The following is a 22,736-nucleotide window of genomic DNA, read 5'->3' as shown; positions in this document are numbered from 1 at the left end:
GATACCTTCCTATCGTTTTCGACCAGCTTCCTCCAGCTGCAGCCGACCGTCACCTTCGCTCGATCATCGGCGCGTCCGGTTATCGTGTTCGGATGCATTCCGCGGGTGAGGAGATTTCCGGTAGTGGTCTCGACCGCGATACCGTGCGGCCCGAGCTACGTTGGGCTGCTGCCGATGTGACCGACCGGATGCTGATCGCCGGGTTCGTGCTGGCGGCGGCGGTACTCGTGTGGCATGTGTACGGGATACCTCTCGGCAACCCGTATTACGGGCTGTTCAGCAATGGCCTGGATTTGGAGGTGTATCGGGCCGGCGGGGCGGTGTTGTGGAACCGGGACGGCCTGTACGACGGGCCGGTGATATTCGGGATGGAATTCACCTACACGCCGTTCGCGGCGATGGTGTTCATTCCGCTGGCCGTGATCTCGTCGGTGACGGTGAAAGCCTTGTGGTCGGTGGCGACGATGGTCGCATTGGTGGCACTCATCTGGTGTTGCCTGCGTGCTCTGGGTTACCGGAATTCGGTGCGCACCTGGGTATTTGCGCTGCCGGTCGCCGTGATCTGCACCGCCCTCGAGCCGGTGCGCACGACCATCTGGCTCGGGCAGATCAACATCTTCCTCGTCTTGGTGATCACAGCGGATCTGCTGCGCCGATCGCCGGCCCGCCTGCGCGGGGCCGGGGTGGGCATCGCGGCCGGAATCAAGCTGACCCCCGCTTTCTTTCTGCTGTATCTGGCCTGCACGAGACAATGGCGTGCCTTGGGAATGGCAAGCGGCGCGTTCGCGGCGACCATCGCAATCGGCTTTCTCGCCCGCCCGGCGGACGCCTATTCCTACTGGAGCCGGCAGGTCAGCTCCGCAGGTCGTGTCGGCGCAGTCGACTCACCCGGCAACCAGTCCGTGAACGGTTTTCTCGCGCAGATGCTGCGATTCCTCGAGGTGGACCGCTACCGAGCAAACGTCTTCGGCATGAGCGTGTTCCAGCCACCGACCTGGATGTGGCTGCTCGCACTGCTACCGGTCATCGCCCTCGGACTCACCGCGGCCACGCTGGCCCACCGCGCCAACCAGGAACTACTGGCCATCACCATCACGGGCATGACCGCCGCCTGCGCGTCGCCATTCTCCTGGGGCCATCACTGGGTGTGGTTGGTGCCGTTGGCGATTCTCGCCTTCCACCACGCCCGCACAACCCGCACCTGGCTCGCCGCGATCCTCGTATTCGGAGTGGGCTTCAGCTGGTGGTGGACCTTCTCCGACCGCCCACCCATCGAGGGTTCCCCCCACCCGATCGGCATCGGCTTGTTCATGCTGCCCCGCGCCGACTGCTCGGTCTGGTGGGCCTACATCACCGTACCCACCTACGCCGGCTGCTTCCTCCTCACCCAACTGGTCACCAGCTGCTACACCATCCGCCGCTTCCGCCGCCTCCCGTCGAGCGAAAGTCGGTGGTCGGCTCCGCGGATGGCAGCAACACGTGGATAGATTGCTGGTCTTGGTGAACGGACTCCCCGGCGCGGGCAAGACGACATTGGGCGCGGCGCTATCTCGCCATCTGAACGCCTGGTTCCTGTCCAAGGACGCCATCAAGGAAGCATTGGCCGACTGCCTCGAAAACGCCTCGGAAATACCGGAACTGGGCGGAATTGCCATGGACACGGTCTGGGCATTGGCGAAGGAGTCGCCCACCGACGTCATCATCGACTCATGGTGGTTCAAGCCACGAGATCTGACCTTCGCCCGCGCAGGTATCAAGAAATCCGGCGCCGGCAGAGTCATAGAAGTCTGGTGCGACGTACCCCCAGAGCTCGCCCGAACCCGATACGCGTCAAGACAGCGCCCAGCCCTACACCGAGACCAGCAACACTTGGCCGAAAACTGGAACAACTGGTCCACCCACGCCACACCCCTAGGCCTGGCTCCCACCCTCAGAGTCGACACTACCCGCACAGTCGATCTCACCGACCTCGTCCGCCGGATCAGGACCCTCGGAAATCGACGAGCTGGACAAGATCGGCCGGTGATGACAGAGAACGGATCCGCTGAGTATTCGTGGGCGGATCCGAATACGTTGCTGGGGTTGATGGAGCGTGGGCGCGGGGCCTGTTTTGCGGGCGTGGGTAGGGAGCCTGAGCTGGCTGGTGAGTTGGTGGTGGGGTGCATCGTTCGGGATCCTCGGTGGGATCGGCAGGTTGAGCAACGGGGTTGGCTTTACGCGATGCTCGTTGCCGAGTCGGGGGTTGAGCTTTCTCGGTTGCGCGCGGCGTATGACGGGGCGGCCGATCCTCACGGTGACTCTGATGCTTGGTTGGTTACGGGTGTTCTTGGGCTGCTGGCTCGGCGGGGTGTCGAGGGGGCTGTGGGGGAGTTGCGGTATTACTTGCGGTTGGGGCGGGATTTGGGGCTGGCGTTGAATGCGTTGGGGCCGTTCGTGGATCGGCCTGACGCTGAGGGGGTGCTGGGGGAGGTGCTGGAGGTGGCTGATGACGAGGAGTTGCGGTCGGCTTTGGCATTCGGTGATTTGGCGGCGGCGCCGTGGCCTGAGTGGCGGCGGATCAGTCCTCGTATCGAGCGTGTTGCGGTGGCGGTTGAAGAGGATCAGTTGAGGTGGGAGCGTCCGCCGTGTGATCGGAGTGCGCGGGAGTCGATCGACCGGGAGAGAGTGATGCAGGCCGGGGTGGAGTTCGGGCTCATCACGTCGGCGGGAGTCGAGAACGGCTGGGAAGCAACGATTTTGAACCTCGGGCCGGAGTTGCTCCGCCAGGAGGGTTGTCCCTTCCAGGTGAGGCTTGCGGCGTCCAGGAGTCTGCGGCGGCTGCGTTCCCCACAAGCCTTGGCATGGGCTCGGGCCAGCGCCACTCTCGATGATGTCGCGGGGCAGACCGCGCTGTCCATGTTCGCCGGGCGCGCCGTGTCATCCGACGGTCCTCGGCTGCTCGAGCTTCTTGTCGAGTCCGCAGCACGCGGCAACGACCATATCTACCACCAGTGCGACCTGGTCTCGGCGCTCGGCCGTCTGAACCATGTCGCTGCGATATCCACAGTCGCAGCGATCTTCGATACCACCGTCTACTCCTACCTCCGCGAGAAATGCGCCTCCACGCTGGCCGGGATTGCGCCGGGCTTCGCGAACGAACGGGCGATCGAATGCCTCGATGACTGCGAGCCCGGGACGCGGGCGATCGGTATCCGGCTGGCAGATCTATCGATTCCTGGAGTGCGCGAGCGCATAGGTCGGGCTGCCGAGGATCCAACCGAGAAGGATGAGAACCGCACTGCGGCAGCCGCTCGTATTACTGAATGAGCCGGCGAGGTTCGGTACTCAGGAACCAGTGGTCGATCAGACCTGTGAGTGATGCTCGATCGGGCGTTGACCGACAGAGTTATACGCATGAGCAGCAGACCCGTTCATGCAGGTAATACGCAGGCTGGGGCGTCGGAGTCGCCGACTGCCGTAAGGGTTTGGGCGGCGCTCGCGGTCTACGTGCTGGCCACTCTTGCCGCGTCCGTTGTGTTGCTTGCGGTGCAGCCGCTGTCGGGGATCGGCCCGGCGGTGTTGTCGCTGGTTCAGTTCGGGCCGGCGTTGGGTGTGCTGGTCACCTGGTTGGCGTTCAGGAATACCGTCTCCAGGTTGCTGCCAGCACCGGTTTCCTCGCGGCGGGTCGGTATCAGTGTGCTGGTGACAGTTGTTGTCTGCGCGCTGTTCTTGCTGTTGGTGACGGTTGCGGCCGTTGTGTCGGACACCGCGATGGTCGGGCCGGTAGCGGTCGGCGGTGTGCCGTTCGTTGTGTTCGTGGTCCTGCAACTGATCGGCGCCTGCGGTGAGGAGATTGGTTGGCGGGGTTTCATGCAGCCGCTGCTGGAATCCCGGATGGCCAGGGTGGCAGCGATTTTGGTGACCGGGACGACGTGGGCTCTGTGGCACGTTCAGGCATTCGTGGCGGGTCCGGTGACCGGGATCTGCTTCTTCGCCTCGGCGGTTGGTTCAGCGATCGTGTTGGGGTACCTGAGCACTGGAAGCTTCCGGCAGCGGGTGCTGATCGCAGCGATCGGGCATTGGCTGATCAATATCGCCTGCTATCTGCTGGCCGGTGACAACACGTTGGATCAGCCACAGCTCGTCTTCATGGCAATCGGCACTGTGCTTGTCGCCGCGGGCGTGATGATGGCCCGGTCATTGCTGTGGCGGGACCGCATGGGGCGGACGCCAGATGGTGGCGGCGACTCCGTACAGGATGGCTGACACCACGCCCGCCACCACCGGCAACGGCAAGACGTTGTAGAAGAAGCTCGGTAGGAACTTATCCCCCCAATAACCGAGGACGAACCCTATGGCGACCGCAATGAGCGCGCTGGGGACGACACGATCGCGCCACCGATTCGGGCGCTCGTAGAACGCGGTCGCCGGCGTGCGCCGCCGCTGCACATACAACCAGTCCACCAGGATTACGAACATGAATGGCGTGATGACGTCCCCCGCATCGGTGATCAGCGTCTCGACGTGGTTGAGGATGCCCCATATAGCCAGGGCGGTACCGAGCACGCCGAGGCCGATGGTGGCCAGCGGCTGCTGCCAGCGGCTCGGCTTGTGGACGTTGTTGATCGCGACCAGCAGGCTCGCGGTCGACGGGTAAAGGTTCATCGCATTGGTGTGGATGACGGCGAGGGCAGCGCCGAGAGCAGCCACGAAACCCCACCCGCTGATGTGCGCGCCGAGCAACGCGATATTCCAGTCCCCGGTCGCCGACTGGGAGTAGGCGCCCAGAACGCCGAACACCAGGACGGCGAGCATGATTCCGACCGATGGCGCCAGGAAGTACGGAATCTTGGCGCGCCCCTTCGTCTTCTCCCAAGGCACCGCGAACCGTGTCGTGGTGGCGAGGCTGTAGATCCAGCCGAGAATCGAGAAGGTCAGCACCGTGGTCAGTGCCGTACCCCAGTTCATCGGCGTGGTCTGGCCAGGGTAGTGCAGCGTGTAGTGCGTGATCAGATAAATGGCCAAGGCCAGGTAGGCGGCGACCAGCAGCAGGGCCGTGTAGCGGTAGAACCGCTCCAGCCACTTCATGCCGAACAGCACCAGAACGACCTGTATGACGCCAACGATCACGTCCCACAGGTACACGGACGAATGCGTAATGGCAGCCAGAATTTCGGCGCCCACCTGCGTATTCAACCCGAACCAGCCGAACCCCACGATCGTGAGCAGAATCGAGAACAGCAGCGACCCGTCCCACCCATAGGTCTTGCGCGCGACCACCAGAGTGTTCAACGGAACCTGCCGCCCCATCTCGGAGGTCAGGCCGGCCGGAATGAACGCAATCAACCACGACACCACAATCGCCGCAATCATGTACGTCAACCCGTACTGAAACAGCAACGCCCCGATGAGCGGCGTAGTAGCCGAAGCGGACGCCATCAACCAGACGATGAAAATCTTCCACGACGTCTGAGTCCGCTGGCTGTCGGGAACCGGCGCCACCCCCACGGTCTCGATCTCGCCCCCGACCCTCCGCCCAAAGGTCACCGAGCCCCGCGCTCCGCCAATACGACGTCTGATCTGCACCATGACGAGAACCCCACATTCACTGCGTCACTTGCGAATTCGGCAAGACTACCAACGATCACACGCCGACCGAGGCAAGATCACGCAGACCGCCGACGTCAGGGTTCGGCGAGGGTTTTGTTGCGGGGGAGGAAGAGGGCTGTGAGGAAGGTGACGGCTATCAGGATGGTGGCGACGGTGAAGGTGTGGCCGAAGGCTGTTGCGGCGTGATGTAGGCCGGTTTCGAGGGCGCCTGGGGGGAGGGCGTGGGCTATGGCGGGGTTTTGGCGGGATGCTACTGCGGGGCCGGCGAATTCGGAGTTTTTGATGAGGGTGGTGAGGATTACCGACATGGTGGCGGTGCCTATGGAGGCGCCGGTTTGCTGGATGATGTTCATCATTGTGGAGCCGCGGGCGGTTTCGTGGGGGGAGAGGGTGCGGAGGGCGCCAGTCATCAAGGGCATCATGGTGAAGCCCATGCCTACGCCGATTACGAACAATGCACTCAGGAGGAGGGCGTAGGAAGTGTCCGGGCCTACTTGGGTCAGGACCGCTAATCCTGCTCCGATCAGGGCGATTCCGAAGGGGACTATGCGACCGGGGCCGGTTTTCTCGATGAGCATGCCCGCTATGGGGATGGCGACCATGGCGCCGAAGCCTTCGGGGGCGATGAGGAGGCCGGCGTGCAGGGTTGATTGGCCGCGGATTTGCAGGAAGTAGCTCGGGATCAGGAGGCCTGCGCCGTAGAAGGCCGCTGCGAAGACCAATACCGTGATCACGGCGGTGGTCAGGCTGCGATTTCGGAACAGGCGCAGGTCCAGTAGGGGGAACCTATTTCGGAGGGCGTGCCAGACGAAGACCAATATGAGCACGATGCCGATTGCCGCGGGGATGAGGACGCGGGCGGCCGCGATCGTGCCCATGACCGGGATCTGCGAGACCCCGAACAGGAATATCGCCAATCCGGGTGAAAGCAGCAGCATTCCGAGCAGGTCGAAGCGCTCGGTGGGTTGCGGTAGATCGCGGGGTAGCACGATCCTCGCCGAGATCAGCGCCGCGATGCCGATCGGCAGGTTGATCAGGAAGATCCAGCGCCAGGACGCGACCTCGATCACCCACCCGCCGAGGATCGGCCCGCAGACCGGCCCCAGCAGCATGGGCGCGCCGAGCACCGCCATGAGCCGCCCCATGCGTTGCGGCCCAGCCGCTTTGGTCACGATCGTCATACCCAGTGGCATGATCATGCCGCCGCCGAGTCCCTGAATGGCCCGGAAGGTCAGCAATTCGCCGATGTTCCCGGCCGTGCTGCACAACACCGACCCGACGGTGAACAAGCCCAGCGCGAGCATGAACGGCCGTTTGGTGCCGAATCGGTCTGCGCCCCAGCCGGTCAGCGGAATCACCGTGGCGAGGGCGAGGGTGTAGATGGTCATCGTCCAGGCGGCGACGGTGTAGCTGGTGCCGAACCGGGCCTGGAAGGTGGGTATGGCGACCGTGACGACGGTGGTGTCCAGGATGGACATCACCGCACCGAGCACCACCACGAGGGCGATCTTCAGCACGGTCGCGTCGAGCTTGTCGGTGGTGACGACTTCGGTGTCGGCGTCAGCGTCGGACGACATTCTTACCCCCGCGCTCAGCGTAATAGCTTGGCATGCCTGCGGATTTGATTACGATACTCCTGCTTCTCGACGACGAGCGGATATTGCCCGGCGTTGTACAAGCGGAGTCCCGCCCGTAGTTCTACCCGCCCCTCGCGCACGGTGGCATCGAAACGCGCTATGTGGCTGGATGTTTCGGCCCCGGCGCGCAGATAGTCGGCCACCAGCCCGGCCTGGGCCTCGTAGATGTCCCAGTGCGAGCCGATGGGCCGGACCATGCCCACCACGAACAGGTTCGGCGTGCCGGGCGGAAAGATATTCAGGTACAGGCCCGGTCGCAGCTGATCCGGGCTCCAGTTCAAATGCGCCCTGTCCACGAACGGATACGACGGCAGATATCCGGTCGCGAGAATGACCAGGTCCACCTTCTCCTCGGAACCGTCGGTGAAGGTGACCCGATCATCGTCGATGGACCGGACGCCCGGTTTGTAGCTGATATCGCCGTGCGTATAGGCGTGATGCAACTGATCGCCCAGCATCGGGATCACAAGCCCGTTCGTGAAGTCCGGCACCGGAATACCCAGCGCCGCCGACCGGTACCGGAGAAACCGAAAGAACATCTTGTACGACGCCCGCCGCAATGGCCGCCACATGGGCGTCTGCAGCATGCTGTCGGTGGTGCGCCCGAAGAGATACTTCGGCATGCAGTAGAAGCCCCGCCGGCTGCTGTGCAGCGTGGTCGCCGCCGTGACAACGCAGTCGGAGAGAATATCGGCGGCCGATTGCCCCGCGCCCACCACCAGCACCCGCCGATCGGTGAGCTGCGCCGGATGGTGATACTCATTGGCATGCAGCACCGGAATGCTTGCGGTGCCGTCGAATTCGACCCGGCGCGGCAGCCGATCGTGCCCGGTCGCGATCACCACCGCGGCATAGTTGTGGTCGCTCCCGTCGGCGAGAGTGACCCGCCACCCCGCCGACGGACCATCCACCGCGGGCCGCACCCGCCGCACCGCGCTGTGCAGGCGAATATGCGGCCACAAATCGTGCGCGTCCGCGAAGTCGTGCAGATACGCCAAGACCTGCTCGTGCCCGGGGTAGTCCGGATACTCGGCAGGCATCGGGAAATCGGTGAACGCCTGCAACGCTTTCGACGCAATGACATGGGTATTGCGACTCATCGGCGAATCGGCGCGCCCGGCGTCCCAGATGCCGCCGATATCATCGGCGGCCTCCAGCACATCGAACGACAGCCCACGCGCGGCGAACTGCCGGGCCGTGGCGAGTCCCGCCGCGCCCGCGCCGATCACGCAGTACCGACCGCTCATGTCGTGACCGTACGTTCCGGCGCCGCAGCGGAAACCTCCTCTGCCGCCGCGGTTTCCCGCGCGGTTCCGGACGCGGCCCGCCACGTCATATAGGTGACCGCCACATAGAGAATCAACTGCGCCGACAAGGTGAAGTACACGTTCTCCAAGTACAGAGCCACGACCGCCCAGACGATCGCCACCACCGCGATATTGATCCTCGTCGGATTCAGCATCCCGGCCGAATAGACAGCGAACAGCCAGATCGCCCCGACCGCGATGTACAGCCACGGCCCGAACGGTTCGCGGAAGGACGCCAGCGTCAGAATCCCCAGCCAGACCGCCAGATTCTCCGCACGGAACAACGGGCTATCCGGCTCGACGCGCGCCCTGCGATACAGCCGCAACGCCACCGCGACCACCAGCGCCAGCACGAGCACGGTGTAGATATTGGCGATCAGCAGCCCCGCTGAGTGCGGATTGCTGAAATGCCACCCCATCTGCCCGAGCTTGTACGGAATACCGAACGGCGCGTAGTTGATCAGCTGATTCGTCTTCACATCGAGCACGAAATCGAAGAACTTCCCACTGGCAATGTTCTTCCAGGTCCCGTCGGACAGGAAGCTGCGCCACGGACCCCACCCGAAGATCGCATAGGACAGCACCGAATAGATCACGCACCAGCCCGCCGTCCACGCGGCCGGCCGCCAGCGTCGCTGGATGAGCAGATACAACACCAGAATCCCGGGCGATACCTTCGCCACGATCGCGAAACCCAGTGCGGCGCCGCCCAAGATATGCCGCCCGCGATAGAACAACACCATCGCCGTCACCGCGCCCACATAGCAGAGCATCACGTGGATATTGCCCACCTGCAACGTCGACAGGGTCGGCAGGCTGATCCAGATCAGCGGCGTCAGCACGGCCAGCGCCGCGCCCACCCGTCCGCCGACCCACCGCGCGACACCCAGCGTGGCGGCGAGCAGCGTCACGATGTAGAGCACGTACCAGGTCGCGCGCAATGCGACGAAGCTGCTCGTGAACAACGTGAAGATGCGGGGCAGCAGCAGGAACGGCGGCGGATAGACGTAGACGTCCCGCTGCATCGGCACAATGCTCGGCAGAATCGAGTCCGCGTTCGGCGAGCTGTAGCGATGGATGTTGTAGAGGTTCTGCGGATCATGCTCGGCCACCCAGACACCGCTGATGTAGCCCGACATATGCGTGTGCTCGACCATGAACGTGTTGTTCGGATCGAGCGAATCGTGGACCTTGTAGGGATCGTCGATGAACAGCGCCAGCCGGGCCAGCATGACCACCACGACGACGATGACGAGCCCCCAGCCGATCCGGATCAATACCGGTTTGGTCCGGATGACATCGGTCCACTCGGCCGGAACCAGCGGCACTCCGACAATGAAAAGAACTATGCCGCAGACGATTCCGAACACGGCGGTGAGCGCCGAGGGAAACCTGAGCACGGCGGTGAACAGCATGATCGCGGGCACGAGCAGACCGACGGCGAACACACCGAAGAGGGCGGAATAGATATCGAGCGAATCGCGGAATCTGGACAGTGTTTTGGTCATATCTGATGGCCTCGTGATTCTGGCTGGAGCGATCAAAACCGATGTGAAGCGATCAACCGCACCCCCTCGGCTTCGAGCATGGCCCGGACCAGGCCGGGGAAGTCGACGGTCGGCTGCCAGCCGGTCAGCTCCCGCAGCCGGCGGGCATCACCGACCCGCGGCGATTCGCGCCGGGTGAGGACGCCGGGCTCCTCCCGGACGTGTTGTTGCCAGTCCAAACCCGCCATGCCGAAAGCGATCTCGCAGAATTCGGCGACGGTGTGGTGTTCGCCGGTGGCGATGACGAATTCGGCGGGCTCGTCGAGCGCGAGGATGCGGGTCATGGCGTCGACATAATCGGGCGCATACCCCCAGTCGGCGCCAGAGCCGAGGCTGCCCACAACCAGTTCGCCAGACTGATCGCGCTGAATGCGCGCGACGGCTCGGACTATCTTGCGGGAGACGAAGTTCTCCCGGCGCAGCGGCGACTCGTGATTGAACAAGATGCCCGTCGCGGCGAACAGGCCTTGCTCGCGATAGGCGCGGCAGGCCAGCAGCCCTGCGGCTTTCGTGACCGCATAGATCGAAGCGGGAGCCAACGGGCTCGTCTCGTCGAGGCACGGGGCGGCATGGGAGCCGAAAACGTGGGAGGACGCCGCATAGAACACTCGCGTCCGTGCGCCGGCAGTGAGAATCGCCTCCGCAAAGTGCTGCAGGGACAAGGTATTCACCAGATGCGAGCGGCGAGCCAGTCGGCCCCGATCCTCCGGTGGATCCTGCGCCGAATGCTGCACCGCGGCAAGCAAATAGACCTCCGCCGGACATTCGGTGGCGACCAACCGCTGCACCTCGGCCCGATCGGTGATGTCGACCGGTCCGCTGCGGCCCACCTCGATCACCCGACGCCCACGTGCCGTGAGCATCCGGGACAGCAACGTGCCGTCCTGCCCGCGCGCGCCGGTGATCACCACGGTCATGTCACACCACGCTCAATTGCGGCAGTGGAAAGACGAGCCTGCCGCCCGCCGCGCGGAACTCCCGCTCCCGCTCGATCAGCGTGTCCCGGAAATGCCAAGGCAGCACGAAGAATTGGTCGGGCCGATAGCGCCGCGCCTCGTCTTCGGAAACGATCGGGATCCCGGTCGAGGGCGTGAACTTCCCGAACTTCTCCTCATTGACCTCGGCGATACAAGGCAGATCCCCGGTATCGAGTCCGCAATACTGCAGCAGCACATTGCCTTTGGTGGAGGCTCCATACCCGACAGTGCGCCGCCCCGCGGCCCGTGACCGCTCGAAGAATTCCCGTATCGCCGCGCGATGCCTGCGGGCCCGCCGCGCGAAGTCCGCGTAGGCGTCGGGCTCGTCCAAGCCCAGGCGGGCCTCCTCGGCGCGCAGCCGCTGCACCGATTCCGAATCACGTCGATACGGCGTACCCGCCGGTGCGAGCGTCAGCGCGAAGCTGCCGCCATTGATCTCGTTCCGCGCGACCTCCAGCACCACCAGCCCGGATCGCTGTGCCATCCAATCCAGCTGGTGCAGTGCGTAATACTCCAGATGCTCATGACAGACCGTGTCGTACGAGGTGCTCGCCAGCATGGCCGGCAGATAACTCTGCTCGAGCACCCAAATCCCGTCGTCAGCGAGGCAGGCGCGAATGTCGGCCATGAAATCGAGTGGCCGGGGCAGGTCGTAGAACATGGCGATCGACGTGATCACCTTCGCTCGCCGATTGCCCAGTGCCGCGGTGATCAGCTCGCGGGAGAAGAAGTCCGGCAACAACAGCACATCCGGCGGGTAGTAGCGCCGGAATTTCTCCCCGACCGGGTCGATCCCGACCCGCGTCCCGGAACCTGGCGGATAACTCCGGAGCAGCGTCGCGTCATTGCTCCCGATATCCAGGACCAGATCGTCCGGGCCGATATCGACCCGGCGGAGTATCCCCGCCACCACCGCACGCAGATGGGCGACCATCGCCGAGTTCAGCCCGGACCGATACCCGTAGCCGTCCGAATACATGTCCCGCAGTTCAGCCGTATGCCGCAGTTGCACGAGTCCGCAGGTCCGGTCCCCATCCGGAATGCAGCGCACCAATTCGAGCGGATGGCTGGGCACGGCGGCCGCATCGGAACTCGGGAAGACACCGGTGAGCGCCATCGACCCGAGATCCAGCACCTTGTCGAGCGCGGAGTTCTCACACACCCGGCACCGGGTGATCGCGGCGGAATCGGTCGCACCGTTCATCATGCGCACTCCAGATCGTGTTCCACCATGAGCTGCACCAGGTCACAGAAACTCGTCCGGGGCCGCCAGCCGAGTTTCTGGTGCGCCTTACCGGCATCACCGATCAAGGTGTCGACCTCGCTGGGCCGGAAATACACCGGATCCACCTCCACCACGACCTTGCCGGTGCGCCGGTCGACACCCCGCTCGTTCACGCCGGAGCCTTCCCACCGCAGATCGATACCCACCGTTTCGAAGGCGATCTGGCACAGTTCCCGCACGGAATGCGTTTCCCCGGTGGCGATGACGTAATCATCGGGATCGGGTTGCTGGAGCATCAGCCACATGGCTTCGACGTATTCCTTGGCATAACCCCAGTCGCGCCGCGCATCGAGGTTGCCGAGGTAGAGCCGCTCCTGTTTCTCCCGGGCGATCCGCACCGCCGCCATCGTCACCTTCCGCGTCACGAAAACCTCACCGCGACGAGGTGATTCGTGATTGAAGAGCACCCCGTTGACCGCGTACATTCCGTACGCTTCCCGATGGTTGACGGTGATCCAGTAGGCGTAGAGCTTCGCGCAGGCGTACGGCGACCTGGGATGGAACGGCGTCGACTCGTCCTGTGAGGCATCGCTGATACCGCCGTAGAGCTCCGAGGACGACGCCTGATAGAACCGCGTGGAGATGCCGGTCTTGCGGATGGCGTCCAGAATACGCAGCGTCCCTATCGCATTGGTCTCCGCGGTGAATTCCGGGATCTGGAAGGAGATGTGCACATGCGACTGCGCGCCGAGGTTGTAGATCTCCTCCGGCTCGACCTCCTCCAGCACCCGATTGAGGCTGCTGGAATCCATGAGATCGCCGTAGTGCAGAATCAGCCGGCGCTCGGAATGCGAGTCCGCGTACAAATGGTCGATGCGGGTGGTATTGAAATTCGAAGCGCGCCGGACGAGTCCGTGTACCTCGTAACCGTGTTGCAGCAGATGCTCGGTGAGATACGAACCGTCCTGCCCGGTGATACCGGTGATCAATGCTTTCCGCATCGGCGCCCTCCTTTGTTCAGGATCCTCTTCGCGGCCCAAATGTCAACGGCTGTACGGGATTTCATGTCGGCGCTACAATCATTGGATGGCAGCTGATTCCGATGGATGCCTGATTCTGGTACCCACCTACAATGAGCGAAACAATGTCGGTCCCTTGCTGACCGGGATTTTCGAGCAGGGGTTGGATTTCGACGTTCTCTTCATCGACGACAACTCGCCCGACGGCACCGGGGAGGTGCTCGACGAACTCGCCAAGCAGTACGAGCCGCACGTACACGTGCTGCATCGGCCGGGAAAACTCGGGATCGGATCGGCGCATCGCGACGGCATTCGCTGGGCCTACGCCCACCATTACCCGGCCTTGATCACCATGGATTCCGACTTCGCGCATCCGCCGGCCTATCTGCCCGCCCTGCTGGCGGCCGGGCAGGGCCACGATGTGGTCATCGGATCGCGATATCTGGAGCGTGACAGCCTGACCGCGTGGAGCCTGTTCCGCACGGTACTGGCGCGCGCCGGGCATTTCCTCACGGTGACCATGCTGCGCATGCCGTTCGACGCGACGGTGGCCTTCCGCTACTACCGGCTCGATACGATGCCGCCGGGGGTTTTCGATCTCGTGCGGTCGTCGAGCTACTCGTTCTTCTTCGAGAGTCTGTTCGTATTGAACCTGAACGGGTTCGCCATCGATCAGATTCCGATCCACCCGCTCAGCCGGACGAGCGGTACATCCAAGATGGCGTCGCGCGATGTGGCGACGAGCATCGGCTTCCTGCTGCTGCTGTGCGCGGAGAAGTATTTGCGCCCATGGCGTTTGCGGCTGCGCACCGCGTGACCGGCGAGGCATCACCAGCGCCTGCTCGGAGTAATGGCCAACTGCGAGAGGGCAGTTCGGATCGCGGCCAGTAGCTGGGTGCGGTGCTCGGTGAGATAGAAATGCCCGCCGGGGAACAGCTCGACGGCACGCACGTCGGTGGCGATATCGCGCCAGGCCTCCAGTTGCGAGGGTGCGACATATCGATCGTCGCGGCCGCCGTAGACGAACACCGGACACGACAGCGGCGGACGCGGGATGTAGCGGTAGTCCTCGAGCAAAGCGAAATCGGCGCGCAGCGCGGGGAGGAAGAGCGACAGCACATCGGGCGCATCGAGTACTTCTGCAGGGATGCCGCCGTAATGGCCTACAGCATCGACGAATTCGGGGTCCGGCAGATCCGAGAGTCTGCTCGGCGGACGCGCAAGGTGCGGGGCCGTCGATCCGCTCACGAACAGCGCGGCCGGCGTGCCCTCGGCTGCCACCCGGCAGGCAACCTCATAGGCGAGCAAAGCGCCCATGCTGTGGCCGAAGAAGACGAGCGGAAAATCGGTGAACGGGCCGACCATATCGACCGCGGCTGTGGCCATTTCATCGAAGGTGAGCAATCGAAGATGCGACGCCGACCGGCGGCGCCCGGGCAACTCGGCAATCCCGACCTCCACATTATCGAAAGCGCGTCGCCACTCGGCATAGTTCGCCGCGCTACCCCCGGCATAGGGCCAGCAGATCAGCCGCAGCCGAGCGGATTCGACGCCGGTTCGATGCAGCGTCAGCGCGCGGCCGTTCATTCGTTCACCGCCCGTCCGGCCCAGGTCGAGGCCGATCCGGCCAGTACCGTCGCGGCATCGCGCATCAAGGTTTCGGCAATGTCGTCGACATGGCGGTTACGCCAATCCCGCAGCGGCGTATTGCGTACGGTGCGATTGAACGCACCGAGCGCGGGTCCGCTGCGTAGATGAAAAGCGGTCCGTTCCTCCGGTCCGGCGACGGTGGCCTGGCGTGCCGAGTCGACGAGGAACCGACGCAGTGCCCGGCCCATTCGATCCCGGAAATCGGCCACCGGCGTATCCCCGGGAAGCAGCTCCTCGACGAGATCCGCAGGCAACCAGCGCCGCGCATCGGCCAGCGCCGCCTCCGAGGGCACCCCATCGAGATAGTGGTGGTGCAACAGATTGGCTCGCGCGGCGAAGAATCCGCCCTTACCTACCGCGAAGTCCCGCCCGCCGATCTCGAATCGGTCCGCCGACGGCACCGCCACGAAGTCCGCGATATCCGTGCGCGCCAGCAGATCCTTCGCGGCCTCACCGAGCGCGGCCTCCACCGTGCACTGGTTGACCGATCCGGTGAGCACGAAGTCGGCGCCCATCACGAATGCCGCCGCCACTGCCGCGCCCGACCCGAGCCCACCCGCCGCACCGACCCGCACCGCCGCCGGATAGCGCGATTCATCGCGCAACTGGACGATCGCCGGGAGCAGATCCGAAAGCGAGATCCCATCGGCTTCGCCTGCCGCGCAGAGATCATCGGCCATCGGAGTGACGGCCGCGAGCGCCGCCTCAGAGGCACTGAGTTGACCCAGCGCAACAAGCTCGTCGAGCATGCGCGGTGGCGGTGGGTCCAGGAATGCGCGCGCAGCGGCGATTCCGGTGACCTTGACCATCACTGGTCGAGGGGCAGCGGTCGCACTCTGAAGATCGGGGCCGGAAGCGTCGAGCATCGGAACGGATGCGAGGTCTCCGAACCGATAGCGCACCAATGCCGCTGTTGGCATGTGCATTCCGGATATCTCGACGCGAGGGACGTCGCACTCACGGAAGAGCGCCAGTAGTTCCCCAGCGGCTGCCGGACGTCGGGGATCATCGGTGAGATTTGCTCCCCAAGGCGCGTGCGAAGGCAGCTCGGAGCCGAGGCGGTGCAGATCGGTTCGGATCCGATCTGCGGACAGCCCATCGGTTCCCAGGTAGGCGAGCACGCCCGATCGCGCCGCACGGGCGACCAGGTCCGGCCCGCCGATACCGAGCCACATACCGCCGATCGCGTAGGCGAGCCCGGTGCCGTGCGCTCTGCGGAAGACCGAGCTGCCGAGCTGGAGCGCGGGGTCATCGGTATTGGCCGGTGCGGGAAGCCGCGCGCCGACAAAATCGCCAGCGCCGGTGTCAGATTCGGCGACGGCCGCGGCGCGCGCGGTATCGACGGTGGAGATGCCCACCGGTGCCGAGCCGATAGCGACGAACAATGGTGTGAGCGGTGTGGTCGGGCCGACTTCGTAGAGGGTGTCCGTGCGGGCGGTCAGTGCGCGCATATTGGACAGCCAACGCACGGGTGAGCCGATCTGGTGAACGAGGTTCTGTGCCAGCTCATCGACCCGGTGAAAGTCGCCGGTGAAGTTCGAGGTGACCGCGGTGGCGCAAGAGGAGTCGATTCGTGGGAGATAGCCGCGCAGTTCGGCGGCGAATTCCGTTTCGGCGGAGGCCATCAGACGCGAGTGGAACGGTCCGCTGACCCGCAGCGGCACGAACCGCAATTCGGGAAGCGCCGCCGCCAGGGCTGCCCGCGCCGCGGTCAGAGACTCCCTCGTACCGCTGATGACCAGCTGAGCCGGCGAGTTCTCATTGGCTATCTCGGCGCCCGCATTCACCGCGACCCGCGCCGCGACAGTGTCGGCGATGCCGGACAGGATCAGCGCCGCCATGGTGCCGGATCCTTCCGGCACCGCGCTCGCCATGAGCCGGCCTCTCGAATGGACCAGCCGCACAGCGTCGGTGAGATTCAACGCACCCGCCGCGACCAAAGCGGTGTACTCGCCCAGGCTGTGCCCACCGAAAAGGGTTGCGACCAGGCCGAAATCCTCGGTGAGAGTGCGATAAGCGGCAATCGACATAGCAAGCACACAGGGCTGGGTGAACTCGGTCCTGTGCAGTCGTGTGTCGCGTTCGGTGCAGATATGCAGCAGGTCCTCGCTGATGGCGTCGCTTGCTTCCTCGAATACCGCTCTGGCGATGGGGAATTCGCGGTAGAAGTCTGCTCCCATACCGATCCGCTGGGAGCCTTGTCCCGGGAAGACCACCGCTACCGTATCGGCGCTCATCGGACCGCGCCTTTCAATCCGTCGGCCACGAGCAGTGGCGTGTCCGGTGCGGGCAGATAGTCGACCTCGGTGCAGTGCCGCAGGTAGACCGGTATGAGCTCGGCGATGGTCGCGCATTCGATGCCGGCGGCGGCCAGGATGCCCCGCGTGTATTCGCAGTCGGCGTACGAGCTTTCCTCGTAATGCACCCGCCCGAAGATCTCGACGCCGTACTTGAACATTTCGAGGGTCTGGCTCTCGTAGATCTCCCCGGATCCGCGAGCACGGACCTGCCGCTCGGTCACCTTGCGGTGGTACTCGTCGATTCCGAGATAGTCGACGGGATAACCCTGCGCACGGACGTAGGCGACGATGTCGTAGTAGCGGCGGATATCCGGATTCGTCAGGTGATAGGTTTCGCGGTAGGTCGGCCGCCCCATCGCGATGTGCAGCAGGGCGGCGCTGACGTAGTCGACCGGCGTGATGTCCCAATGGATGGGCGTGAGCATGGTTTCACCGGTCTCGACCATCGTCTTGAGGATGTCGTAGTACGCGCCCTTGACGCTCACCTCGGAGAACGGATAACGCCCGGTTCGGCTGTCGCCCATAATGTTTCCGGGGCGGACGATATCCCACAGCAGACCTTGTGCGGTCGCGGCCCGAATCAGTTTCTCCGCCTCGTATTTGGTCTCCTGATACGGCAGATGGTCATAGCCCTGCCCCATCTCCAGATCGCGCTCGGTGAATGGCGGATTATTGCCGTTGAGCCGGTCGCCGAGCACGCTGAAGCTGGAAACGTAGATCAGATACTTGTGTTTGGTGGCCAGCGCGAAATCGACGGCTCGGCGCGTGCCCTCGACATTGGTGGGAGCCAGCGCATCGTAGAAGGTGACCAGGGTGGTGCGTCCGGCGACGTGGATGGTCGCGTCGGTGTCCGCGGCCAGGCGTTGCCAGGTGGCGTCGTCCAGGCCCATCCGATCGAGGCTGACATCGCCGAGCAGGGCGGTCACCCGGGTCGCGAAGGCGGTGTCGAGCTTGCCCTCGGGGTCGTAGGTGCTCAGGAAGTGTCGGATGCGGCGGTGCGCGGCATCCATCGTGTCGCCGCGCACCAGGCAGGTGATCCGGGCGGTGGTGTGCTCGAGCAGGTCGGCGAGCAGCCGGCCGCCCAGCACACCGGTGACGCCGGTGACGAAGATGGATTCGATCGGCAGCGGCTCGGCGAACGTCACCACCGGGATGTCGGCCACGGCGGAGCCGTCCGCGCGGGCGGCGGATTCATCGGCCTGGGTGGCGGTGATGGCGCCGGTGTCGATCACGTAGTCCACGAAGGTGCGGATGGTGGTGTTGATTTCGATCGCCTCGGCGGGCAAGCGGACGTGATGCAGCTTCATGAGCCGATTCATCATCCGCACCGACACGATCGAGTCGAATCCGAAGTCCGCGAAGTCGGCGTCCAGGTCCAGGTCGGCCGGATCCGATCTGGTCAGTTCGGCGAACAGGCCACGGACCTGTTCGTAGAGTTCGGTGCGCAGTTCACCACTGTCTGTCTCGGAGGTGGCCGGGGGACTGGTGTTTTCGGCGGCTGCACTACGACCGTTCGCGTGCCCATTCACATGACCGTTCGTACTGGCAGTGACCGCGACGGAACGGTCCTTGCGCCGGTATTCCTCCGGAATGATCCAATGCCGCCTGCGCGCGAACGGATAGGTTGGCAGACTGACGATCAAGCCGAAAGGTTGGTCGTACAGCCTTTCCCAGTCCACGGCCCAGCCTGATGCCCACAGTTTGGCGAGTCGCTTCAGATTGCCGGCGGCCACCATGCGCTCCAGCAATGCGCGATCCGCAGTGGATTCACCGGGCAGCTCATCGGTCTCGCGATGGGTGCGCGCGACGCCGCGGAACACGGCCGGGTCGTCATCGGTGACTCGCCCGGTGGCGCGGGTCAGGCCCGTGATGGCCTCGTCGATCGTGCTCGCGAGCACCGCGACCCGATGTTCGAATGCCACGCGGCCCACCGCCAGCGTCCACGCGACATCACCCAGCCGAGGCCGGGTCTCCCGCAGATGCCGCACGAGTCGCTCGATCGCCTCGGTCAGTCGGTTGGCCTCGGTAGCCGAAACGACGATTACGCAGGGCGAATCGGTTGGCGTGCTGGGAAGTTCCGGTGCCGGATCGTCGTCTGCCAGGATCACATGTGCGTTCGCGCCGCCCGCGCCGAACGAGCTGACCGCGGTCAGTCGCGGCGCGCCAGAGGCGGGACGTGGCCAAGCGGTCGCCGTATCGATCACACGAAATGGCGTGGCGGCGAAATCGATTCCCGGATTCGGCGGATTCGAGTGCAGCGTCGGCGGAATCATGTCGTGCCGCAGCTGCAGCAGCGCCTTGACCACGCCCGCGGCTCCCGCTGCCGCTTCCAGATGCCCGACACTGGATTTCGCGGAGCCGATCCCGCAGTACCCGCGCTTGTCGCCGAATGCGCCGTAGGCCTTGGACAGTGCGGCGATCTCGATCGGATCGCCGAGCGCGGTTCCGGTGCCGTGCGCCTCGACGTAACCGATATCGCCCGCGTCGATCCCGCCGATGCGCAGCGTACGTGCGATGAGGTCGGCCTGCGCACGCGGATTGGGCACCGTGAAGCCATTGGTATGGCCACCGTGATTGATTGCGCTGGAACGGATCACACCATAGATACGATCCCCATCGACACGAGCGTGCCGGAGCGGTTTGAGCACCAGGGTAGCCACGCCCTCGCCCGGGACATAGCCGTCCCCGCCGGCGCCGAAGGATCGGCAGCGCCCATCAGTGGAGGCCCAGCGCCCGTGGCCGAGAAGCTGGTACTTGCCCGGATGGATCGACACATTGACCCCGCCGGCCAGCGCGTAGGCGGCCTCGCCGCGGCGCAGGCTCTCGCACGCGAGATGGATCGCCGACAGCGAGGCCGAGCACGCGGTGTCGACCGCCAGACTGGGGCCACCGAAACCGAGGTGATACGAAACCCGGTTGGCCACCGCCCAATAGCCCGCGATCGGGACATTGATGAGCGCCTGGTACTCGCCGTAGGTGACCCCGGCGAAGACGCCCGCATCGGGCAGGTCTCGCTCGCGCGCACTGCATTGGAGGCGTGCGGGCGTGTATCCAGCGTCTTCGAGTGCGGCCCAGCAGGTTTCGAGGAACAGTCGCTGTTGCGGATCCATTTCGTCGGCGTCCTTGGGGGATATCCGGAAGAAGCGCGCGTCGAAACAGTCCATATCGTCGATGAATCCGCCCCAGCGGGCGTAAGTGGTGCCCGGCTCGTCCGGGTCGTCGGAGAGGTAGTCGGCGTGGTTCCAGCGCTCCGGAGGGACTTCGACGATGCAATCGCGTCCGCCCAGCAGATTGGCCCAGAACTCGTCGATATCGGCCGCCATCGGGAACCGGCCCGCCATGCCTATGACAGCGATACCGTCCTCGGCAGGCTCGACGGGGTGGGATTCAGGTGTGCTGTGGGCCGGTTCAGCCGCGGCGTCAGCTGGTTCCGTCGCGGTCACCGGGGGCACGGCTCGCGGCGCGCGGGTGAGGACAGCCAGGCGTTCGCCATGCTCAGCGGCGAAGTATCCGGCGAGCTCGAGGATCGTCTGGTATTCGAAGAACAGGGTGCTCGGCAAGGGCCCGAAGTCTTCTTCGAGGCGGGTGTTCATGGTGCTGATGAGCACCGAATCGATGCCGAAGTCCTGCAAGGGAATACGCGTGCGGATGCGTGCGATGTCGAGCCTGCAATACTCGGACAGGAGCTGCTTGAGGTATTCCGTTGCGGCGCTCTCCGGGGTGGCGGCCTCGGGTGTATCCGATTGGGGCGCCGAACCCTGATCGACGACGCGATCAGCCAGTTGTGCCAGCGTGGTCGTGACGCCGAGAGCGGCAATCGGCAGGTCGCATCCGTACCGGCGATTGAGCTCGATGACGACCTGGGCGCGTGTCGACTCGTCGAAACCGAGTTCACCCGAGGGGGTGTCGGCACCAATATCCGCGACGGTGAGGTAGAGCAGCTCGGCGGCAATCCCCGCGCACGCTGCGATTACCTCGGCCGAAGAGAGTGCCACGTGCGTAGCCGGCCTGTCCTGCTCGGTACGGACAGGGGCTGCAGCAGTGAGTTCGGGCGCCCAGCAGCGCTCACGGGCGAACCGGTACCCCGGCAAGTGGATGCGGCGGCCCGGTACCGCTGATTCGTCCCGCAGCGCGACTGCTTCGCCACGTACCCATCCGGCTGCGAAATCGGCGGCGGCGACAGTTCGCGCCGGTCGGTCGATGGCGGCGACTTCCGATACGGCGCCGCTCCAGCCTCCGACGCAGTTGCCGCGATCGATGAATGCTGTCAACTGCTGCCGCAGTTCATCAATACTGTGCGCCAGCACCGCCATACGGTGTTCGAACGCGGTGCGGCCATGCCGGAGAGTTTCGGCTATATCGGCCGGGGCAAGGTCGGGATGTTCGGCGATATGAGTGCGCAGCGCCTGCGCCGCCGCGCGTAACCGATCCGGCGTGCGCGCCGACAGCATCACTACGACAGGTCCGCTCATCGAGCCCGCAGGGCGATTGTCCGGGTAGTCCTCGATCACCAGATGGGCATTGGTGCCGCTGAATCCGAACGAACTGACCGCCGCCCGCCGCGGCCCGGCCGGCCATTCCCGCGCCGCAGTATTCACATAGAACGGCGAACGAGTCAGATCCAGCAGCGGATTCGCGGATCCGAAATGGATCGACGGCGGCAGCACGCCCGCCCGCATGGACAGCAGGACCTTGCACAGACCCGCGATCCCGGCGGCATGCGAGGCATGGCCGATATTCGACTTCACCGATCCGATCGGGATGAACCCGGTCCTGTCGGTGTACCGGCGGAACGTAGTGGTCAGGGCATCGATCTCGATGGGATCACCCAAAGGCGTTCCGGTGCCGTGGGTTTCGATATAGCCCAGCGTGGCCGGATCGATTCCCGCACCGCGATAGACCGCGAGCTCCAACTCCGCCTGCGAACGGGCGCTGGGCGCGGTGATTCCATTGGTGTGGCCATCATGGTTCACCGCGATCCCGCGGATCACGCCGTGAATGGGATCCCCCCTGCGCACGGCGTCGGCGAGTGGTTCGAGCACCACCACGCCGACGCCCTCGGCGATCACGAATCCATCCGCGGCCGCATCGAACGTGGCGCAGCGCCCGGTGGGCGACAGCATGCCCAGCGCGGACGCGAGCAGGTGATACTCCGGGGTCACGAATACGGAAACCCCGCCTGCCAAGGCGAATTCGCATTCGCCGGCGGCAATCGCCCGGCAGGCCTGATGCAAGGCCACCAGCGCCGAGGAGCATGCGGTGTCCAGGCCGACACACGGTCCCGTCAGGTCCAGGTGATACGCCACGCGAGCGGGGAGGATGGCGGGGCTGTTGCCCGTGAAGACGTAATGGGAGCTCAGCGCGGAGTGTTCGCGCAGTAGGGTCGCGTAATCCGAACCGGGAGCGCCCGCGAAGACACCGCATCGGGTGCCGCGCAGCGAGGTCGGATCGATCGCCGCATCCTCCAATGCCAGCCAGCTGTGTT

General features: G+C 64.7%; 14 protein-coding genes (1 of these 14 only partly in view). 4 read left to right on the top strand and 10 right to left on the bottom strand.

Going from position 1 to position 22,736, the window contains the following annotated elements; all coding sequences use genetic code 11:
* Window positions 1-92: 92 nt before the first annotated feature.
* The 3 genes from ACH438_RS11880 (at window position 93) to ACH438_RS11870 (ending at window position 4,245) form a co-directional block, all read left to right on the top strand.
* Complete coding sequence (locus tag ACH438_RS11880) at window positions 93-1,487, top strand: glycosyltransferase 87 family protein (protein ID WP_397004088.1); 1,395 nt, start codon at window positions 93-95, stop codon at window positions 1,485-1,487.
* 13 nt (window positions 1,488-1,500) lie between these two features.
* Window positions 1,501-3,306 carry an AAA family ATPase gene (locus ACH438_RS11875; RefSeq protein ID WP_397004858.1) on the top strand — a complete coding sequence of 602 codons (1,806 nt, stop codon included), beginning with the start codon at window positions 1,501-1,503 and terminating at the stop codon, window positions 3,304-3,306.
* A gap of 87 nt (window positions 3,307-3,393) precedes the next feature.
* Window positions 3,394-4,245, top strand: a complete 852-nt coding sequence (locus tag ACH438_RS11870) for a CPBP family intramembrane glutamic endopeptidase (RefSeq protein ID WP_397004086.1) — start codon at window positions 3,394-3,396, stop codon at window positions 4,243-4,245.
* On the opposite strand, the gene ACH438_RS11865 is transcribed toward ACH438_RS11870, so the two are convergent.
* The 7 genes from ACH438_RS11865 to gmd all read right to left on the bottom strand — a co-directional run bounded on the left by ACH438_RS11865 (window position 4,177) and on the right by gmd (window position 13,283).
* Complete coding sequence (locus ACH438_RS11865; RefSeq protein ID WP_397004084.1) at window positions 4,177-5,568, bottom strand: purine-cytosine permease family protein; 1,392 nt, start codon at window positions 5,566-5,568, stop codon at window positions 4,177-4,179. The two genes, ACH438_RS11870 and ACH438_RS11865, sit on opposite strands and share 69 nt — an antisense overlap.
* A 95-nt stretch (window positions 5,569-5,663) precedes the next feature.
* Window positions 5,664-7,166, bottom strand: a complete 1,503-nt coding sequence (locus ACH438_RS11860) for a DHA2 family efflux MFS transporter permease subunit (RefSeq protein ID WP_397004082.1) — start codon at window positions 7,164-7,166, stop codon at window positions 5,664-5,666.
* A 14-nt stretch (window positions 7,167-7,180) separates the two neighbouring features.
* The gene (locus ACH438_RS11855) at window positions 7,181-8,473 is read right to left on the bottom strand and encodes a flavin-containing monooxygenase (RefSeq protein ID WP_397004080.1); all 1,293 of its coding nucleotides are present in this window, start codon (window positions 8,471-8,473) and stop codon (window positions 7,181-7,183) included.
* The gene (locus ACH438_RS11850; RefSeq protein ID WP_397004078.1) at window positions 8,470-10,041 is read right to left on the bottom strand and encodes a glycosyltransferase family 87 protein; all 1,572 of its coding nucleotides are present in this window, start codon (window positions 10,039-10,041) and stop codon (window positions 8,470-8,472) included. Before ACH438_RS11850 ends, ACH438_RS11855 begins: the two co-directional genes overlap by 4 nt.
* Window positions 10,042-10,073: 32 nt before the next feature.
* The gene (locus ACH438_RS11845; RefSeq protein WP_397004076.1) at window positions 10,074-10,997 is read right to left on the bottom strand and encodes a GDP-mannose 4,6-dehydratase; all 924 of its coding nucleotides are present in this window, start codon (window positions 10,995-10,997) and stop codon (window positions 10,074-10,076) included.
* Window position 10,998: 1 nt separating this feature from the next.
* The gene (locus tag ACH438_RS11840; RefSeq protein WP_397004074.1) at window positions 10,999-12,264 is read right to left on the bottom strand and encodes a class I SAM-dependent methyltransferase; all 1,266 of its coding nucleotides are present in this window, start codon (window positions 12,262-12,264) and stop codon (window positions 10,999-11,001) included.
* Complete coding sequence (gmd, locus tag ACH438_RS11835; RefSeq protein ID WP_397004072.1) at window positions 12,261-13,283, bottom strand: GDP-mannose 4,6-dehydratase; 1,023 nt, start codon at window positions 13,281-13,283, stop codon at window positions 12,261-12,263. The genes ACH438_RS11840 and gmd overlap by 4 nt, the downstream gene beginning before the upstream one ends.
* Before the next feature lie 85 nt (window positions 13,284-13,368).
* Here gmd and ACH438_RS11830 point away from each other — a divergent pair, with 85 nt between their 5' ends.
* Entirely contained in the window at window positions 13,369-14,118 is a 750-nt protein-coding gene (locus tag ACH438_RS11830) for a glycosyltransferase (RefSeq protein WP_397004070.1), read from the top strand.
* Window positions 14,119-14,129: 11 nt separating this feature from the next.
* On the opposite strand, the gene ACH438_RS11825 is transcribed toward ACH438_RS11830, so the two are convergent.
* The 3 genes in view from ACH438_RS11825 to ACH438_RS11815 are tightly spaced (each overlapping or abutting the next) and all read right to left on the bottom strand, a layout consistent with a single transcriptional unit that may run on beyond the window.
* Window positions 14,130-14,888 (bottom strand): thioesterase II family protein, encoded by a 759-nt coding sequence (locus ACH438_RS11825; RefSeq protein ID WP_397004068.1) that lies wholly within the window; start codon window positions 14,886-14,888, stop codon window positions 14,130-14,132.
* On the bottom strand, window positions 14,885-17,188 hold the full coding sequence (locus ACH438_RS11820) for an acyltransferase domain-containing protein (RefSeq protein WP_397004066.1): 2,304 nt from the start codon (window positions 17,186-17,188) through the stop codon (window positions 14,885-14,887). Before ACH438_RS11820 ends, ACH438_RS11825 begins: the two co-directional genes overlap by 4 nt.
* Window positions 17,185-22,736, bottom strand: the end of a protein-coding gene (locus tag ACH438_RS11815) for an SDR family NAD(P)-dependent oxidoreductase (RefSeq protein ID WP_397004064.1). 6,310 nt of this gene lie beyond the right edge of the window; the window shows 5,552 of its 11,862 coding nt (coding positions 6,311-11,862); the start codon falls outside the window, past its right edge — the gene reads right to left on this strand; its stop codon occupies window positions 17,185-17,187. The genes ACH438_RS11820 and ACH438_RS11815 overlap by 4 nt, the downstream gene beginning before the upstream one ends.

The organism is Nocardia sp. NPDC020380 (assembly GCF_044386975.1).
Lineage (GTDB): Bacteria > Actinomycetota > Actinomycetes > Mycobacteriales > Mycobacteriaceae > Nocardia.
Note: the sequence above shows the minus strand (reverse complement) of the source record. Positions and strands in the feature narration are given on the sequence as shown.

What these genes read in the sequence shown, in the direction of transcription:
- ACH438_RS11880 (WP_397004088.1), top strand. Translation starts at nt 93, where the DNA reads ATGCATTCCGCGGGTGAGGAGATTTCCGGTAGTGGTCTCGACCGCGAT.
- ACH438_RS11870 (WP_397004086.1), top strand. Translation starts at nt 3,394, where the DNA reads ATGAGCAGCAGACCCGTTCATGCAGGTAATACGCAGGCTGGGGCGTCG.
- ACH438_RS11865 (WP_397004084.1), bottom strand. Translation starts at nt 5,568, where the DNA reads ATGGTGCAGATCAGACGTCGTATTGGCGGAGCGCGGGGCTCGGTGACC.
- ACH438_RS11860 (WP_397004082.1), bottom strand. Translation starts at nt 7,166, where the DNA reads ATGTCGTCCGACGCTGACGCCGACACCGAAGTCGTCACCACCGACAAG.
- ACH438_RS11855 (WP_397004080.1), bottom strand. Translation starts at nt 8,473, where the DNA reads ATGAGCGGTCGGTACTGCGTGATCGGCGCGGGCGCGGCGGGACTCGCC.
- ACH438_RS11850 (WP_397004078.1), bottom strand. Translation starts at nt 10,041, where the DNA reads ATGACCAAAACACTGTCCAGATTCCGCGATTCGCTCGATATCTATTCC.
- ACH438_RS11845 (WP_397004076.1), bottom strand. Translation starts at nt 10,997, where the DNA reads ATGACCGTGGTGATCACCGGCGCGCGCGGGCAGGACGGCACGTTGCTG.
- ACH438_RS11840 (WP_397004074.1), bottom strand. Translation starts at nt 12,264, where the DNA reads ATGATGAACGGTGCGACCGATTCCGCCGCGATCACCCGGTGCCGGGTG.
- gmd (WP_397004072.1), bottom strand. Translation starts at nt 13,283, where the DNA reads ATGCGGAAAGCATTGATCACCGGTATCACCGGGCAGGACGGTTCGTAT.
- ACH438_RS11830 (WP_397004070.1), top strand. Translation starts at nt 13,369, where the DNA reads ATGGCAGCTGATTCCGATGGATGCCTGATTCTGGTACCCACCTACAAT.
- ACH438_RS11825 (WP_397004068.1), bottom strand. Translation starts at nt 14,888, where the DNA reads ATGAACGGCCGCGCGCTGACGCTGCATCGAACCGGCGTCGAATCCGCT.
- ACH438_RS11820 (WP_397004066.1), bottom strand. Translation starts at nt 17,188, where the DNA reads ATGAGCGCCGATACGGTAGCGGTGGTCTTCCCGGGACAAGGCTCCCAG.